The 15,315-nt window shown below is 70.4% G+C and carries 15 protein-coding genes; 8 read left to right on the forward strand and 7 right to left on the reverse strand.

The annotated features are described in order from the left end of the window. Positions 1-358 precede the first annotated feature (358 nt). A complete protein-coding gene (locus BM424_RS26510; protein WP_245776154.1) occupies positions 359-1,174 on the forward strand; it encodes a radical SAM protein in 816 nt (271 codons plus the stop codon). A 117-nt stretch (positions 1,175-1,291) separates the two neighbouring features. Beyond that, the gene (locus tag BM424_RS26515) at positions 1,292-2,506 is read left to right on the forward strand and encodes an AGE family epimerase/isomerase (RefSeq protein ID WP_093423551.1); all 1,215 of its coding nucleotides are present in this window, start codon (positions 1,292-1,294) and stop codon (positions 2,504-2,506) included. On the opposite strand, the gene BM424_RS26520 is transcribed toward BM424_RS26515, so the two are convergent. Genes BM424_RS26520 through BM424_RS26540 form a run of 5 tightly spaced genes read right to left on the reverse strand, consistent with a single transcriptional unit; the run spans position 2,503 to position 6,695 of the window. After that, positions 2,503-3,159, reverse strand: a complete 657-nt coding sequence (locus BM424_RS26520) for a phosphonatase-like hydrolase (protein WP_093423554.1) — start codon at positions 3,157-3,159, stop codon at positions 2,503-2,505. The two genes, BM424_RS26515 and BM424_RS26520, sit on opposite strands and share 4 nt — an antisense overlap. After that, positions 3,156-3,971 carry a phosphonate ABC transporter, permease protein PhnE gene (gene phnE, locus BM424_RS26525; RefSeq protein ID WP_093423556.1) on the reverse strand — a complete coding sequence of 272 codons (816 nt, stop codon included), beginning with the start codon at positions 3,969-3,971 and terminating at the stop codon, positions 3,156-3,158. The genes BM424_RS26520 and phnE overlap by 4 nt, the downstream gene beginning before the upstream one ends. Next, positions 3,968-4,678 carry a phosphonate ABC transporter ATP-binding protein gene (locus tag BM424_RS26530; protein ID WP_093423559.1) on the reverse strand — a complete coding sequence of 237 codons (711 nt, stop codon included), beginning with the start codon at positions 4,676-4,678 and terminating at the stop codon, positions 3,968-3,970. Before BM424_RS26530 ends, phnE begins: the two co-directional genes overlap by 4 nt. After that, complete coding sequence (locus BM424_RS26535) at positions 4,678-5,580, reverse strand: phosphate/phosphite/phosphonate ABC transporter substrate-binding protein (RefSeq protein WP_093423561.1); 903 nt, start codon at positions 5,578-5,580, stop codon at positions 4,678-4,680. Before BM424_RS26535 ends, BM424_RS26530 begins: the two co-directional genes overlap by 1 nt. Before the next feature lie 11 nt (positions 5,581-5,591). Then, entirely contained in the window at positions 5,592-6,695 is a 1,104-nt protein-coding gene (locus BM424_RS26540) for a TIGR03364 family FAD-dependent oxidoreductase (protein ID WP_245776155.1), read from the reverse strand. Between the two features lie 124 nt (positions 6,696-6,819). Here BM424_RS26540 and BM424_RS26545 point away from each other — a divergent pair, with 124 nt between their 5' ends. Beyond that, positions 6,820-7,584, forward strand: a complete 765-nt coding sequence (locus tag BM424_RS26545; RefSeq protein ID WP_217649852.1) for a GntR family transcriptional regulator — start codon at positions 6,820-6,822, stop codon at positions 7,582-7,584. Between the two features lie 108 nt (positions 7,585-7,692). On the opposite strand, the gene BM424_RS26550 is transcribed toward BM424_RS26545, so the two are convergent. Further along, complete coding sequence (locus BM424_RS26550; protein ID WP_342742657.1) at positions 7,693-8,772, reverse strand: zinc-binding dehydrogenase; 1,080 nt, start codon at positions 8,770-8,772, stop codon at positions 7,693-7,695. Positions 8,773-9,034: 262 nt separating this feature from the next. Here BM424_RS26550 and BM424_RS26555 point away from each other — a divergent pair, with 262 nt between their 5' ends. The 4 genes from BM424_RS26555 to BM424_RS29635 all read left to right on the forward strand — a co-directional run bounded on the left by BM424_RS26555 (position 9,035) and on the right by BM424_RS29635 (position 11,687). Further along, positions 9,035-9,469, forward strand: coding sequence for a hypothetical protein (locus tag BM424_RS26555; protein ID WP_139274171.1), 435 nt, complete (start codon positions 9,035-9,037; stop codon positions 9,467-9,469). Between the two features lie 39 nt (positions 9,470-9,508). Next, on the forward strand, positions 9,509-9,826 hold the full coding sequence (locus tag BM424_RS26560) for a hypothetical protein (RefSeq protein ID WP_139274172.1): 318 nt from the start codon (positions 9,509-9,511) through the stop codon (positions 9,824-9,826). Further along, complete coding sequence (locus BM424_RS26565; protein ID WP_093423569.1) at positions 9,823-11,130, forward strand: putative T7SS-secreted protein; 1,308 nt, start codon at positions 9,823-9,825, stop codon at positions 11,128-11,130. The genes BM424_RS26560 and BM424_RS26565 overlap by 4 nt, the downstream gene beginning before the upstream one ends. A 329-nt stretch (positions 11,131-11,459) precedes the next feature. Continuing rightward, on the forward strand, positions 11,460-11,687 hold the full coding sequence (locus BM424_RS29635; protein WP_245776156.1) for a hypothetical protein: 228 nt from the start codon (positions 11,460-11,462) through the stop codon (positions 11,685-11,687). 255 nt (positions 11,688-11,942) lie between these two features. Here the strand turns inward: BM424_RS29635 and BM424_RS26575 are convergent, their stop codons facing one another. Continuing rightward, the gene (locus tag BM424_RS26575; protein ID WP_093423574.1) at positions 11,943-13,049 is read right to left on the reverse strand and encodes a hypothetical protein; all 1,107 of its coding nucleotides are present in this window, start codon (positions 13,047-13,049) and stop codon (positions 11,943-11,945) included. Between the two features lie 429 nt (positions 13,050-13,478). Between BM424_RS26575 and aspS the strand changes: the two genes are divergently transcribed. Continuing rightward, a complete protein-coding gene (aspS, locus tag BM424_RS26580; protein ID WP_093423576.1) occupies positions 13,479-15,299 on the forward strand; it encodes an aspartate--tRNA ligase in 1,821 nt (606 codons plus the stop codon). The last annotated feature ends 16 nt before the right edge of the window (positions 15,300-15,315 follow it).

Below are 15,315 nucleotides of genomic sequence, written 5' to 3' on the forward strand. Positions count from 1 at the left end.
CGCGTCAACGATCTCGCGGCGGCAGTGTTTGGTTCGACGTCCGCCTCGACCGGCCAGCCATCCTGGCGTCGGTAGCAGCGGCTCAATGACCGCCCACTGCGCCTCGCTCATGTCCGAGGGATAGCGACGTGACCTGCGTGAAGGGCGATGCGAGGTGGCCAGCAGGCAGCATTGCCCACCCCGCGCGTGAACCAGCGACGCATTCGGGCACGATGACACCTCGGGACTCCTCGGTAGAGCGGATGACTAGGCATCAACCGATCTACCAGGAGTCCCTTCTCATGCCCGCACCCACCCACCACCCAAGATCAAGTTCAGGAACAGGCTCTAACAGGGTACTTGGCGACAGTACGGATGCGTGTACTGCTTCGCGCGGCGGACGCACACGTACCTGGACCTGGATTCGGGGCGGGACTTCGACAGCAAGATCGTCGTGAAGGTCAACGCGCCCGCTCTGCTGCGCAAGGAGCTGGCGAGCTCGCGGTGGGCCGGCGATCACATCGCGATGGGTACCAACACCGATCCCTATCAGCGCGCCGAGGGACGCTACCGGCTGATGCCGGAGATCATCGCCGCGCTGCGGGACCGGGCCAACCCGTTCTCGATCCTCACCAAGGGCACGTTGATCCTCCGCGACCTGGAGCTGATCACCGAGGCCGCGCAGCGGGCGCCGGTGTCGATCGCGACGTCCATCGGATCGGTCGACGAAACCCTGTGGCGGGCCGTCGAACCCGGAACACCGTCACCGCTGCGCCGACTCGACGTGGTGCGCCGCTTCGCCGACGCCGGCATCGGTGTCTCAGTCCTGATGGCGCCGATCCTGCCGGGCCTCAGCGACTCCCCGGAGCAGATCGACGCCACGGTCGCCGCCATCGCCGGAGCGGGCGTGGTCAGCCTCACCCCGATCGTCCTCCACCTGCGCTCGGGAGCGCGTGAGTGGTACCGCCAGTGGCTCTCGGCCCGGCGCCCCGACCTGCTCCCGCTCTACGAACGCCTTTACCGCAACGGCGCCTACACCCCGAAGTCCTACCAACGCGAGGTGCTCCAACGCGTCGAAGCGGCCAAGCGCCGACACGGGTTGGCCCGACGGCCGGCGAACGTCCGTCTGCCACAAGACGATTCACCGCAGACGGGCACCGAACACGACCAGCAGCACCAACTCGCGCTGCTCTGACGGACTCTTGTCGGGATCGGCTGAGTGAGGTCCTGGTCACGGGGTGGGTGGACTGCGGGGCGGGGGAGTCGGATGGTTGGGTGGAACGGTCAAGAACCCTTGATTCGCAGGAGTGAGATGTCCCCGCACGATCCGCCGACCGCGGAGTGGCTCCGCACGCACCGGGCCGAGCTTCGCCGGTTCGCCTTGAACGCCGTCCATCCCGAGGGCGGTTTCGCCTGGCTCGACGCCGAGGGATCGCCGTTGCTGGACCGCGACGTCGAGCTGTGGATCACCTGCCGCATGACGCACGTGTTCGCGCTCGGTGTGCTGGAGGGCGACGACTCCTGCGCCGCCGCGCTCGACCACGGGGTGGCCGCGCTGCGCGGGCGGTTGCGCGATGAGCGCTTCGGCGGCTGGTTCGCGGGCGTGAACTGGCAGGGGCTGACGGTGACCGACAAGGAGGCCTACGGCCACGCCTTCGTCGTGCTCGCCGCGACCAGCGCCGTCGCCGCCGGGCACCCGGACGGCGAGCGGCTGCTCGCCGACGCGCTCGCGGTGCACGACGAGCACTTCTGGCGCCCGGACGACGGACTCGTCGTGGACAACTGGAACCGGGACTGGACAAGCCTCGACCCGTACCGCGGCGTCAACGCCAACATGCACACCGTGGAGGCGCTGCTGGCCTGCGGCGACGTCACCGGGGACCGCGCCCGGATCGAGCGCGCCGCCGGGATCGTTGAGCGCGTGGTGCGCGGTTTCGCCGCCGGGAACGACTACCGGCTGCCCGAGCACTTCTCCACCGAGTGGGAGCCGCTGCTCGACTACAACCGCGACAAGCCCGCCGACAAGTTCCGGCCCTACGGGGTCACGATCGGCCACCTGCTGGAGTGGTCCCGGCTGGCGCTGAACGTGCGCACCGCGCTGGGCGAGAACGCGCCGGAGTGGCTGCTCGACGACGCGCGGGCGCTGTTCGACCTGGCCGTGCGCGAGGGCTGGGACGTCGACGGTGCCGAAGGATTCGTGTACACGACCGACTTCTCCGGGAAACCCGTCGTGCGCGACCGCCTGCACTGGGTCGTCACCGAGGCCATCGCCGCCGCCTGGGCGCTGCACACCGCCACCGGGGACGCGGTCTACCAGCGGTGGTACGGCGAGTGGTGGGCGCACGCCCAGCGCCACTTCCTCGACGGAACCGGTTCGTGGCACCACGAGCTGGACGCGACCAACCAGCCCGCCAGCACCGTCTGGGAGGGCAAGCCCGACGTCTACCACGCCTACCAGGCCGCACTGCTCCCCGAACTCGAGTCCGTCGTCTCCTTCGCGGGCGCAGCCCGCCGCCGGAACGCCTAACCCCGCCCGATCACACCCGGCAGGTCCGCCACGCCGGGCAGCACGAGGGTCGGGCCGTGGGCCTCCAACTCGGCCCGGGTCTGGGCACCGGTGAGGACCGCCACGACCCGGCCCGCCCGGGCCGCGCGACCGGCCTGGACGTCCAGCGCGGTGTCGCCCGCGGCGAGGACCCGGGCGGGGTCGTCGACACCGGTGAGATCCATCGCCCGGTGGATCATGTCCGGGGCGGGTCGTCCGGCGCCGACCTCGTCGGCGCAGACGACCGCGTCCAGCTGATCACCGACGTGCCAGTCCACTTCGGACAGGATCGCCTCGGTGATCCGGCGGTCGAACCCGGTGGTCAGGGCGACCCGGACGCCCGAGTCGCGCAGCGCGACGAGGGCTTCCGGGACTCCGGGGAACGCCACCGGGGGAGTGGCGGCGTACACCTCGCGCAGCCGGGTGACGAAGCGGTCGTGCAACGCCTCGGTCGCCTCCGGGGCGCCGGTGAGGGCTGCCAGCGCGGCGCGCTTGTCGGCGCCCATCCAGCGCCGCAGCTCCGCGTCCGAGGCGGGCGTGCCGTGCTCGGCCACCACCTCGGCGAGGACGCGGTACACCGCGCCGCCCTCGTCGATGGTGGTGCCCGCGATGTCGAGTGCTGCCAGGGCGATCACGATGTGCTCCCGAGAAGACGGCGGACGAGGGCGGACAGCCGGTCCACGGCGACGATCAGCACCAGCACCACCAGGATGTGGGTGAGCATCTCGTCGAACTGGAACAGCTGGATCGCCTGGTTGATCAGGAAACCGATCCCGCCGGCGCCGACGAGACCGAGCACCAGCGAGGAGCGGACGTTGACGTCGAAGCGGTACAGCAGCAACCCCACCAGCTGCGGCGTCACCACCGGCAGCAGCGCGTGCGCCGCGACCTGGACGCGGCCCGCGCCCGCTGAGCGCAGCGCCTGCGCCGGGCCAGGATCGGCGTCCTCCAGGGTCTCCGCCCACAGCTTGCCCATCACCCCGACGTTGTGGAACACCAGCGCCAGCACACCGGGGAACGGGCCCAGGCCCACCGCGGTGACGAAGATCAGCGCGAAGACCACGTCCGGTACCGCGCGCAGGAACGACAGCAGTCCCCGCGCCGCCTGGTAGGCCCAGGCCGGTGCGGTGTCTCGGGTGGCGAGCAGAGCGAGCACCAGCGATCCCGGGATCGACAGGGTCGTGCCCAGCAGACCGATCCACAGCGTCACGACCGCCGCCGACGCGCTCTCGGCCAGCACCTCGCCGCTCAGATCCGGCGGGATGGCCTCCGAGAGGAACTCGCCCATGCCGGTGGTGCCCTCGGCCAGCGCGGACAACGAGATCTCGGTGGCGCTCCAGGCCGCCACGTGGGCGGCGACCAGGAGCGCGGCGACGACCCAGCCCACGACCCGGAGCCGGGTGCGCGGCGGTTTCGGTGGCACGGCTCGGCGCACTGCGGTGGTCACGACGGGGTCTCCAGAAGAGCGTGCGGGTACAGGGAATCGACCGGCTGGCCGGGCGGACCGTCGAGGACGACGGCACCGTCGCGCAGGCCGACGACGCGGTCGGCGTGACGGCGGGCCAGGTCCGGCTGGTGCAGCACGGTCAGCACCGCCAGTCGCTCCGTGTGCGCGAGCTCGGCCAGCAGCTCGAGGACCTGCTCGGCGGCGGCCGGGTCCAGCGCCGACACCGGTTCGTCGGCGAGCACCACCGGGGCCCGCTGGCACAGCGCGCGGGCGATGGCGACCCGCTGCTGCTGACCGCCCGACAACCCGTCGGCGCGGTCGTGCGCCCGGTCGGCGAGCCCGACTCGCTCCAGGCAGCCCATCGCCTCCTCCCGCACCTCGCGGGGGAACAGGGCGGGCGTGAGCGAGCGGTGCAGCGGGAGCCGCCCGAGCGCGCCGGTGCAGACGTTGTCCAGCGCGCTGCGCCTGCCCACCAGGTGAATCCGCTGGAACACCAGCGCGATGTCCAGCGGACCCCGGCGGCGTCCGTCGATCGTCACCTCGCCGTCGGCGGGGACCAACCCGGCGGCGGCGCGCAGCAGCGTGGACTTGCCGGATCCGTTGGCGCCCAGCACCGCCAGCAGCTCGCCCGAACCGACGCTCACGTCGACCCCGTGCAGCACCTCTCGCTGTCCGTAGTGGACGGTCAAACCCGTTGCGGTGAGCATCAGACGTCGCCCTCGGTGAGCTTGAGGGAAGCGGCCAGGTCGAACAGCGGCTGGTAGGTGCCGCGGTCCACCGGCACCAGCGGCCCGGGCGGCGAGACGTCCAGCAGCGCCCCGATCTCGCCGACGGTGGCGGGGTCCAGGTTCAGCAGCGCGTCCTTGACCGCCTGCTTGAAGGCCGGGTCCATGTCGCCGCGCACGGTGATCGGGTCGTTCGGGATCGGTGCGGAGGACCAGATCTGGCGGAAGCGGCTCGGGTCGAACGTGCCGCCGGCGGTGGCGCTGGCCAGTTGCTGCGAGTTGATCTCGGCCGCTTCGACCTGGCCGTTGGTCAGCGCCAACAGCGCCTCCGGGTGCCCGCCGGCGTAGTCGATCTTCACGTCCTTCTCCGGAATCCCGGTGTCGGCCAGCGCCTTCCGCGGCAGCGCGTCACCCGAGGTGGAGCCGACCGAGCCCAGCGCGAGGGACCGCCCGCGCAGCTGCTGGACCGAGGTGATGTCGGAGTCCTTCGGCACCCAGATGCCCGCGGTGTAGGTCGACAGGTTCCGGTCGGCGTTGGCGAAGGAGGCCACCGCTTCGGCGTCGGCCCGCTGGCTGGCGAAGACGTAGCCCAGCGGCCCGAAGATCGCGATGTCCAGCTTGCCGTTCTGCATCGCCAGGACCTCGGCTGAGTACTCCTGGGTCACCTGGACCTCCACCGGGCACTGCAACTTCTGCGACAGCGCGTCGCCGAGCTTCTGGGCCGCCGGGGTGAGGCGGGCGGGGTCTTCGAACGGCTCGACGCCGAAGCGGATCTTGCCGTCGGGGCAGGTCGGGGACTCGGCGGCGGTGTCGCCGCCCCCGCAGGCGGTCAGGGCGAGCACGGATCCGGTGACGAGGGCGAGGGCGATGCTGCGCAAGGACATCGAGGGCTCCGTTAGGAATCGAGGACAGCGGGTGCGAGGCCGAAAGCGGTGGTCATGCCGATCCCCGAGGTCACGGCGACGGCCGTGAGACCGGGGGAGAGGCGGGCGCGGAGGAACTCGCCGTCGGCCGAGGCGTAGACGCCCTGCCAGCGGCGCACCACCGCGAGGTCGTCGCGGCCGAGCAGCGCGCGGGTCTCGGCGAGCAGCAGCTCGTCGAACTCCTCCGACGACCAGGGTTCGGGGGTGCGTGCGTAGGTGTGGGTGTCGCCGACGACGAGGTCGCCGCCCGGGAGCTGGGTGAGCATGTGGTTGACCGAGGCCGCCAGCAGCTCGGGCCGCTGCTCGCGCAGGCGGTCCCGCAGCGCGCGGGCTCCCTCGGTGCGGGCCAGCGCCGGGTAGCGCAGCATCGACGTGCCGGTCAGCAACGCCGGGTCCAGCCGCAGGCCCGGCGCCCGCAGTTGCAGCATCTGCAGGACGCAGCGGCGCATCCCGGCCTCGTCAGCGGCGTCCGGCAGGATTCGGTCGAGGTCGTGGCCGGTGCACACCACCACGTGATCACCGCGCAGTTCCCCGCGTCCGGTGCGCACGAGACCGTCCGCCACGCCCAGGACCGGGGTGGACCAGTGGAAGCGGACCCCGGGCCGGGTGGCCAGCCACTCGGCGATCGCTCCGGCGGCCCGCCGCTGGTCAACGCGCAGATCGCGTTCCAGGAGTGCGCCGCCGTGCAGTCCGTCGGCGGAAACCGGTGCGGCCGAGCGGGTTTCGCCGGGCGTGAGGAGGCGGACCTCGCGGTGCCGGGCGAGCTCTTCAAGGGCGGCGAGCTCCTCGGCCGAACGGGCGACCACGACGGTGCCGCACTCGGCCACGTCGAAACCCGCCCGTTCGCCCAGATCCAGCCAGGTGTCCCGGGCCTGCTCGGCGAAGCGCAGCGCCTCGCCGGTCTGGGCCGTGATGCACGCGTGGCCGAAGTTGCGGACCGAGGCACCGACCGCGCGCTCGTCGCGCTCGACGACCGTCACCGACAGGCCCCGCTCCACCGCCGCGACGGCGTGCGCGAGACCGACGATCCCGGCGCCGACCACGATCAGATCGCTGGAACTGCTCGAATCGCTCACGCGGCACACGCTCGCAGCGCCTGATCGCGCAGGTCAATGACTTGTATCTACAAGTCATCTGCTGTTCAACCTGGCCTTTCCGGCCGGACATGTGCGGCGAAGGTGATCTTGTATAGTCCAGTTCGTGACGACTCCACTGCACCGCGCGCTGGCGGGCGAACTGCGGCAGCGCATCCGGTCCGGGGAGCTCGCCGTGGGCGAGTCCCTGCCCTCGGAATCCCAGCTGTGCCAGGAGTTCTCGGTCTCGCGCGGGCCCATCCGCCAAGCGCTGGCCGCGCTGCGCGACGAGGGCCTGATCAGCGGTGGCCAGGGCAAGCGGCCGGTCGTCCTCGATGCCGTGCCCAGCCAGCCGTTCGAGTCGTTCCTGTCGTTCACCCGCCGCGCCGAGATCACCGGCCACGTGCCCGGCCAGCAGCTGCAGGAGATCGCGCTGCGCAAGCCCGAACCGGCGATCGCAGCCGCGCTGCAGCTCGAACCCGATGCGCTGGCGGTGCAACTGCTGCGGCTCCGGCTGCTCGACGGCCGGCCCGCGATGCTGGAGCGGATGACCTACCGCGAGCAGATCGGCCGCTCTCTGCTCGACGCCGACCTCAACGCCGGGTCGATCTACGCCCACCTCAGCGAGCGGGGCGTGGACCTGCACGCCGCCCGGCACACCTTCGACGCCGTCGCCGCCAACGCCACCGACGCCCGGCTTTTAGAGGTCGACGAAGGAGCCCCGCTGCTGCGGGAACGTCGTGTCACCACCGACTCCGCGGGTACGCCGCTGGAGTGCTCCGAAGATCGCTACCGGCCCGACGTCGCCTCGGTGACGGTCACCAACACCCGCAGCAGGCGCACCGACGTCACCCGCTCCGGTCCGGTGTGGACCGACGCGGCGGGTTCCTGATCACTCCCGTTGTCCGGTCCCCGAATACGGGAGTAATCGGGGACCGGAATACGGCGGTAATCGGGTCCCCGAATACGGGAGTAATCCGTCACCCGGCGACGGGAGAGGTCAGGGGCGGATGGCCCGTCGGGGGACTTGGTCGGGGTGGGTCGTGCTGGTGGCGGTGTCGAGGCCGGTCAGGGGGCGGGCGTCCGAGACGAGTTCCGCGAACGGGCGTTGCCGGTGGTGGTCGGTGATGAACTCGACCGCCGTGCGCAGGTCGTCGGGGTGGTAGTTGTGCACGCCGACGACGCGGTGGAGACCGCGCACCAGGCGTTCCGGGTCGAGGTTCACCGCGGGACCGGGGGAGACCGAACCGGCGAGGACCGCGGTCCCGCCGACGGCCAGCGAGTCCAGGCAGGTCTGCACTGCGCCGGAAGCCCCCGAGAGTTCGAGGGCCACGTCCACCTCGCCGACCGGTGAGCCCACCGGCCGTACCTCGGCGGCTCCGAAGCGCAGCGCTTGCTCGCGACGACGCTCGTGCGGATCGACGGTGATCACCTCCGCACCGGCTGCGGCCAGCATCGCCACGGCCGTCAGACCCAGCATCCCTGCGCCGTTGACCAGGGCGCGAGCGCCCTCGCGGATCGGTCCCGCCGCGCGGATCACGGCCGCGACGGTGGCGGTCGCGCAGGACACCGGGGCGGCGACCTCCGCGGGCAGTGATTCGTCGACCGCGGCGATCGCGGTCCCGGGCCAGAGCACGCAATGCGTGGCGAACCCTCCGCGCAGCGGATCACCGGGATCCCAGGGCTCGTGCCCGTACTTGCGCAGGTGCAGGCACTTCTGCGGCATCCCGGCCCGGCATCGCGCGCACCGCAGGCAGGACGCGGCCACCGACCACACCACCCGCAACCCCGGTACGACCGGAGTGGCGTCCAGGCAGCGCGGCGCTTCAGGGCCGACGGCCACGACCCGGCCGACCTGCTCATGCCCCAGGACCCCCGGGGCAGGGGGAGCGGCGGTCGCCGCTGACGGTGTGCAGATCGCTGCCGCACACGGTCGCGAGCTCGACCTCCACCAAGACCTCGCCGGCCCGCACCACCCCGGGCAACGGCACCTCAACGATCCGAAACGGCTCCCCCACACCATCCCACCGCGCGACCCGTGCAGCTCCCATGCCACGAACACTGCCAGCACCAACGCCATCTTGTATAGACAGGTTGACGACTGTTCACGCGCCGTCCACGCCTGATACCGCTCTGCCGAACCGCCTTTGTCGAAACCCCGACCGCAGGTGAGGAGCGGTCGTTACCATCGCCGAGGCAGTCGGGTGCGTGGCCGAGATCGTCGAAGCTCGCCGTCACGACCTGGGTCCTCGATGTCGATGGGATTTGGGATGGGCCTCTTCGATTGGTTCACCGGAACCAAGCGGCCTGCGAGCGGAACGGTGCCGCGGTCGGCTCAGGAGGTGCGCGCAGCGCTTCTCGGTGTCAACGGGCCCGACCAACCGTTCACCGTGCGCGATGGTCAGGCGGAGGGCGTTGATCTCGTCGCGGAGTGGAAGATCGCCGATGTTCGCTGGTACGGCTACTTCGGCAGCGTGACCACGGTCAACAGGACGCTGATGCGCGTCGACGACTCGAAGCGCGAAGTTCGCTCGATGGACGAGGAGTGGTCGGTCACCTGGATCGGAGGCGTTCCGCGCCTCCAACTCGCGGGCAGCCGCACGCGCGGGCAGATCAACAAAAAGTCCTACAGCGCGACCTTCGCCCGTGACGAGGCGGGCAACCTGGTCAAGGAACGGCAGCAGTCGTTCTCGTCGGCCGAGTTGAAGCCACCTCTGCAGCACGCCGTCACGACCCTGGGCTGGACCTGGCGAGGCGTCGTTGTCGGCAAGCTGTAGCCGCCACCTGTTGTGGGAACTCTGGAATCGGGACGAAACGTGGCCTCTGGATTCGATGTGGACCCCGCGGCGCTGAACGCCGCTGGAGGCAAGATCTCGGAGTCGGTCTCCGGGATGGAACGACTGCGCTTGGCGAGCCTCGTGGCTCCTGCTGCGGACTTCGGTCACGCCGATGTGCACCGAGCCCTGGTCGACTTCTGCACTGGAGCGGAGCTCGCGGCGCAAGCGCTGGCGCGGGCGTCGGAATCGGCCAGTGCCGCGTTGCACGACACCGCCAAGTCGTATGTCGATCGAGACCAGGAAGCCGGCAGCACCGTGCGCAAGGCGGTTGGTGACGCGTCGGGAGAGGCCTGGTGACCGCTGAGCTCGGTGAGACCTCCGACCCGAAGGCGCTGATCCCCGGTGATGCGAGCTCCGTGGAGGGCACGGCTGCCACGTTGCGCGCGCAGAGCGAGAGGTTCGGGGCCGTCGGTGCCGAGCTCAAGCGCGTGGACGTCGTCGGGTGGACCGGTCAGGCGAGTGCCGCCTTCATGGACGCCTTCTCGCAGGAGCCGCCGAAATGGTTGAAGGTGTGCGACCTGCTGGATTCGTCGGCTGACGCCCTAGTCGAGCACGCATCGACATTGCGGTGGGCTCAAGGTCAAGCGGCTGAGGCCGTAGCGTTGTGGGAAGAGGGCGAAGCGGCCACCGCGAAGGCCGTGGCGGATTACAACGCGGCCGTCTCGCGTGCCCACTCTCAGAACCAGGCCAACGCCGCCGCGGGCGTCGCAGGGACGGTGACCGTCCCTCCGTTCTCGGACCCCGGGGAACGCGCGCGGAAGGAAGCGCGCGAGCTGCTGCAACGTGCGCGCAGCCAACTCGAGGAAGTCGGTCGGCGGATCGCGGAGAGGGTCGACGGGCAGAACTCCCGGGACAAGGGCCTGCTCGACGAGCTGGTCGACACAGTCACCCGTGGTTGGCGGGTGTCCGGGAAGGCCGAGGCCGGCGGACCGGGAGCTGGAGTTGAGGCGAAAGGTCCCGCGGACGGCAAGCTCGGTGAGCTCAAGGCGTTCGCGCAGCTGGGAAAGGTGAGCGCCGAAGGGACGACCGGCAACGAGTTCCTCAGGTTGTCGGGGAAGGCCGAGGCCAGTGCGGAGGCCGCAGCCACCGCGGCGGCCTCGATCACCGATCAGGGTGCGAAGGGGCGGGCCGAAGCCGCGATCGGCGCCAAGGCATCGGCGGAAGGACGAGCCGATCTTGGCCCGCTGGGTATCTACCGGAAGGTGGAGGGCTTCGCGGGCGCGCAGGCCGGAACTCAGGTCACCGCTGGCCCGAAGGGGTTGAGTGCGACAGCCGATGCCTTCGCCGGAGCGAAAGGCGCCGTCAAGAGCGGTGGCGACGTAGGTGGAATCGGGGTCAACGCGGTCGCCGAGGGCTGGGCGGGTGCTGGAGCGGAAGCGGGAGTCACGCTCGGGGAAGGTGAGGACGGCAAGTGGCACGTCGGTGCCAATGCCGGTGCCGCGGTAGGACTCGGTGGGCACGTCGGGTTCGAGCTCACCGTGGACCCCGCGAAGGTGAGCGAGACGGTCGGAGACGCTGCTGAGATCGTCGGAAAGGCCGGAGACACGTTCGGGAGCGCAGCAGACGGCGCTCAGCGCACCATCTCCGGATGGCTGAACTGAGCAAACGGCACGCTGCTTTCGGCAGCAGGCAGGAAGGTATGTGACCAGTGGCGACGTCCTTGCCGATCCCGATCGAGTTTCAGCTGCCCGAGGGGTGGCGCGCGGTCTCACCTGACACCGTCGGAGCGCCGGGAGCTGCATTCGTGGCCGTTCACCCTGCGACGCATCGCGACGGATTCACGACCAACATCACGATCGACGGAGACGTGCACACGGATGCGGTGACGTTGACCGACCTCGCGGATGGGTCGATCGATCGGCTTCGCGAGTCGGCGAGATCGGTGTCGATGTCCCAGCGCACGGAGTTCGGTTCCAAGGAGGTTCCGGGGATGACCCAGGTGCTGCGGGTCGTCACCGAGGTCGCCGGAACCGCGACCGAGCTGGTTCAGTGCCAGGTCTACCTCGCGATGTCCGGCGACGAGGACCGGCACCACGACGACCGACGCGCTCGGGCCATCATTCGGCTCGTGCTGACCGCTGCCGAGGAGAACTTCAGCGCGGTCACGCCTGACTTCCAGCAGTTCGTCGCCTCGGTGCGGCCCGAGGGCTCGGCGTAAGGCGTCGGTCCCCGGATGGTGAGAGGCCGAGCCCGGGGTTTCGGGGCTCGGCCTCGTGGCGATTTCCGGAAGTGGTCAGCGCTTTCCGGGTGAAGTAGTTGTCAACGCTGAATTCCCTAGTGTTGGAAAGCACGTCCGGGTCGCTTCTGGAATGTGAAGTGGCGTTGATCCGGGGATTCGGCGTTTTCTTGAATTGTTCGCATGTTCGTTACGCGGCGTGCAGGAGGGTGGGTGACAAGTCGTCACCGGACCGGGTTAATCGGTCCCGGACGGTTCCGTTCCCTGCTGCTCCTCGGGCTTCCAGCGGACGCCGAAGACGCCCATGCCGAAGTCCAGCGCCACCGCGTGCGCGCGTCCGAAGCGGTCCACCTGCAGCTGCTTGGGCTGCTCGGCCTCCTGCATCGAGGAGTCGCCGACGTAGCTCTCGCAGCCCGCGGGCGGGTGCGCCGGGTCGAACTGCAGCTCCACGACGTACTGCCGCACCGGCAGCCGGAACAGCCGGCAGAAGCTGTGTTCGGCCTCGTTCGGGCCGGTCGGCGGGTCGATGATCTCGTACTCCAGCAGCAGCGTCTCGCCGCGCGCCAGGGCGTGGTCGAACAGCAGCTCGGCGACCACCAGGTCGCGGGCGTGGTCGGTGAGCACCTGGCCCAGCCGGCACGACCGGATCGGGCGGATGATCGGCGGCGTGGCCACCGACGACGCGCCGTCGAACATGATCACCCAGCGGTCCGCGTTGTTGGTCTCGGCGCGAACCAGCTTGCGGGTGCGGATCTTGCGCAGGTCACCGCGCTGGTCGACGTGCACCACGTCGTGGTGCGACAGGCGGGTGAGCTTGCTGTCGTGGTTGGTGTCGATCTTGGTGAGCAGCTCGGCGGCCGACTCGTGCTCCGACCACAGCGCGCTCAGCGGCGGCGCCTCGGTGGAGGCCTGGCGGGTGCGGCCGCGCGGGCGCGGCGGTCCGAGCAGCGCGGACAGGGAGTTCTCCGGAACGCCCAGGACCTGCTCCAGCTGGGCCAGCGCCAGCAGCGAGTCGGGGCGCTCGGGACGACGTCGACCGGACTGCCAGTAGCTCAGCGCGGTGATGCTGACCGGCGTGCCTCTGGCGCGCAGGCGGTGCTGGATGCGCTCCAGGCTCAGACGGCTGGAGCGGATGGCGGTGCGCAGAGCGGCTTCGAACGGACCGGTGCGGAGCAGTTCCGCCAGCTCGGCCGAGATCGCTCCGGCCTGCTGGGTCGGTTGCGGCTTCGGGGCCGGGGTCGGGTGAGCCTGCTGCTGGGTCGGGTGGGCCTGCTGGGCGCCCTGCATGCCGCGAACGGCCGGTCGGGGGGCGGTCGGGCGGGCCTCGGTTTTCGGGCCGGTCATCGTTACTCCTCGTGTCCGGCGAATTCCGAACTTACGCTAATCAGTGGGTCACTGTTGCGCAACGACCGAGTTCCGGTAGGCGTCTCCCACTAAAGGAGGAGCCCACCTCGGACGATGCCTGTGTTTTGTTGTTCCTCTCTCCACACGTATGCACGGCCCTCCATTGTTCACTCCGTCGTCATCCGGGTTCGCGAAACCGGGGAATTGACGGGGCCGGAGAAAATGGTTGGACCAGCTTGGCATGCTGGACGTGTCAGGTCGAGGCCTCGCCCGGCGGGCTCACATCGCGGAACGCGGCCGCAGCCCTGCTCGCGGCCGCCCGGCGCAGGTTGGCTAGCCTGGAACCTTGCGTCCCGCCTGCTCAAGCCCGCGGGAAGCCCAGCAACGCAGTCGAACGCTCGTACAGCGGAAGAAGGAGCCTGAGTACCCGTGATGCGCACGCACGAGGCCGGATCGCTCCGCGCCGGTCATGCCGGGCAGACCGTCACCCTCGCCGGGTGGGTGGCGCGCCGTCGCGATCACGGCGGGGTCATCTTCATCGATCTCCGCGACGCCTCCGGCGTCGCCCAGGTCGTCTTCCGCGAGGGCGAGATGGCCGAGCGCGCCCACCGGCTGCGCGCCGAGTTCTGCATCAAGATCACCGGTGAGGTCGTCGTCCGCCCGGAGGGCAACGAGAACCCGGAGATCCCCACCGGCGCCATCGAGGTCACCACCACCGACCTGGAGGTGCTCAGCGAGGCGGCCCCGCTGCCGTTCCCGCTCGACGAGCACCTGGAGGTCGGCGAGGAGATCCGCCTCAAGCACCGCTACCTGGACCTGCGCCGCGCCGAGCCCGCGCGGATCATGCGGATGCGCAGCGACATCAACCGCATCGCGCGCGAGACGCTGCACGGCCGCGACTTCGTCGAGATCGAGACGCCGACGATGACGCGCTCCACCCCGGAGGGCGCCCGCGACTTCCTCATCCCGGCCCGCCTGCAGCCGGGCAGCTGGTACGCGCTGCCGCAGTCGCCGCAGCTGTTCAAGCAGCTGCTCATGGTCGGCGGCATGGAGCGCTACTTCCAGATCGCCCGCTGCTACCGCGACGAGGACTTCCGCGCCGACCGGCAGCCGGAGTTCACCCAGCTCGACATCGAGATGAGCTTCGTCGAGCAGGACGACGTCATCGAGCTCGGCGAGGAGATCCTGGCCGGCCTGTGGAAGCTGGTCGACCACGAGATCCCGCGCCCCATCCCGCGGATGACCTACGCCGAGGCGATGGCCCGCTACGGCACCGACAAGCCCGACCTGCGCTTCGGTCTCGAGCTCACCGAGATGACCGAGTACTTCAAGGACACGCCGTTCCGCGTGTTCCAGGCGCCCTACGTGGGTGCCGTGGTCATGCCCGGTGGCGCCGACCAGCCGCGCCGCCAGCTCGACGCCTGGCAGGAGTGGGCCAAGCAGCGCGGTGCCAAGGGCCTGGCCTACGTGCTCGTCGGCGAGAACGGCGAGCTGTCCGGCCCGGTCGCCAAGAACCTCTCCGAGGCCGAGCGCGAGGGCCTGGCCAAGGCCGTCGGCGCCAACCCCGGCGACTGCGTGTTCTTCGGCGCGGGCTCGAAGTCCTCCGCGCGGGCGCTGCTGGGCGCGGCCCGGCTGGAGATCGGCGAGCGCTGCGGCCTCATCGACCACGACGCCTGGTCGTTCGTGTGGGTCGTCGACGCGCCGATGTTCGAGCCCGTCGAGGACATGGAGGCCGGTGACGTCGCCGTCGGCAGCGGCAAGTGGACCGCGGTGCACCACCCGTTCACCTCGCCCAACGCCGACTGGATCGACAACTTCGAGAAGGACCCGGAGAACGCGCTGGCCTGGGCCTACGACATCGTCTGCAACGGCAACGAGATCGGCGGCGGCTCCATCCGTATCCACCGGCCGGACCTGCAGGAGCGGGTGTTCGAGCTGCTGGGCATCACCGACGAGCAGGCGCAGGAGAAGTTCGGCTTCCTGCTGGAGGCGTTCAAGTACGGCGCCCCGCCGCACGGCGGCATCGCCTTCGGCTGGGACCGGATCTGCATGCTGCTGGCCGGGGCGGAGTCGCTGCGCGACGTCATCGCGTTCCCGAAGAGCGGCGGCGGTTTCGACCCGCTGACCGCCGCTCCCGCCCCGATCACCGCGGCCCAGCGCAAGGAGGCCGGCATCGACGCGAAGCCGAAGCAGGCCGACAAGGGCGCCGGGGACAAGGGCGCGGCCGAGGGGGAGAAGCCGCAGGGCTAGGGAAGTGGTCCCTTCG

This window comes from Saccharopolyspora flava (assembly GCF_900116135.1).
GTDB lineage: Bacteria > Actinomycetota > Actinomycetes > Mycobacteriales > Pseudonocardiaceae > Saccharopolyspora > Saccharopolyspora flava.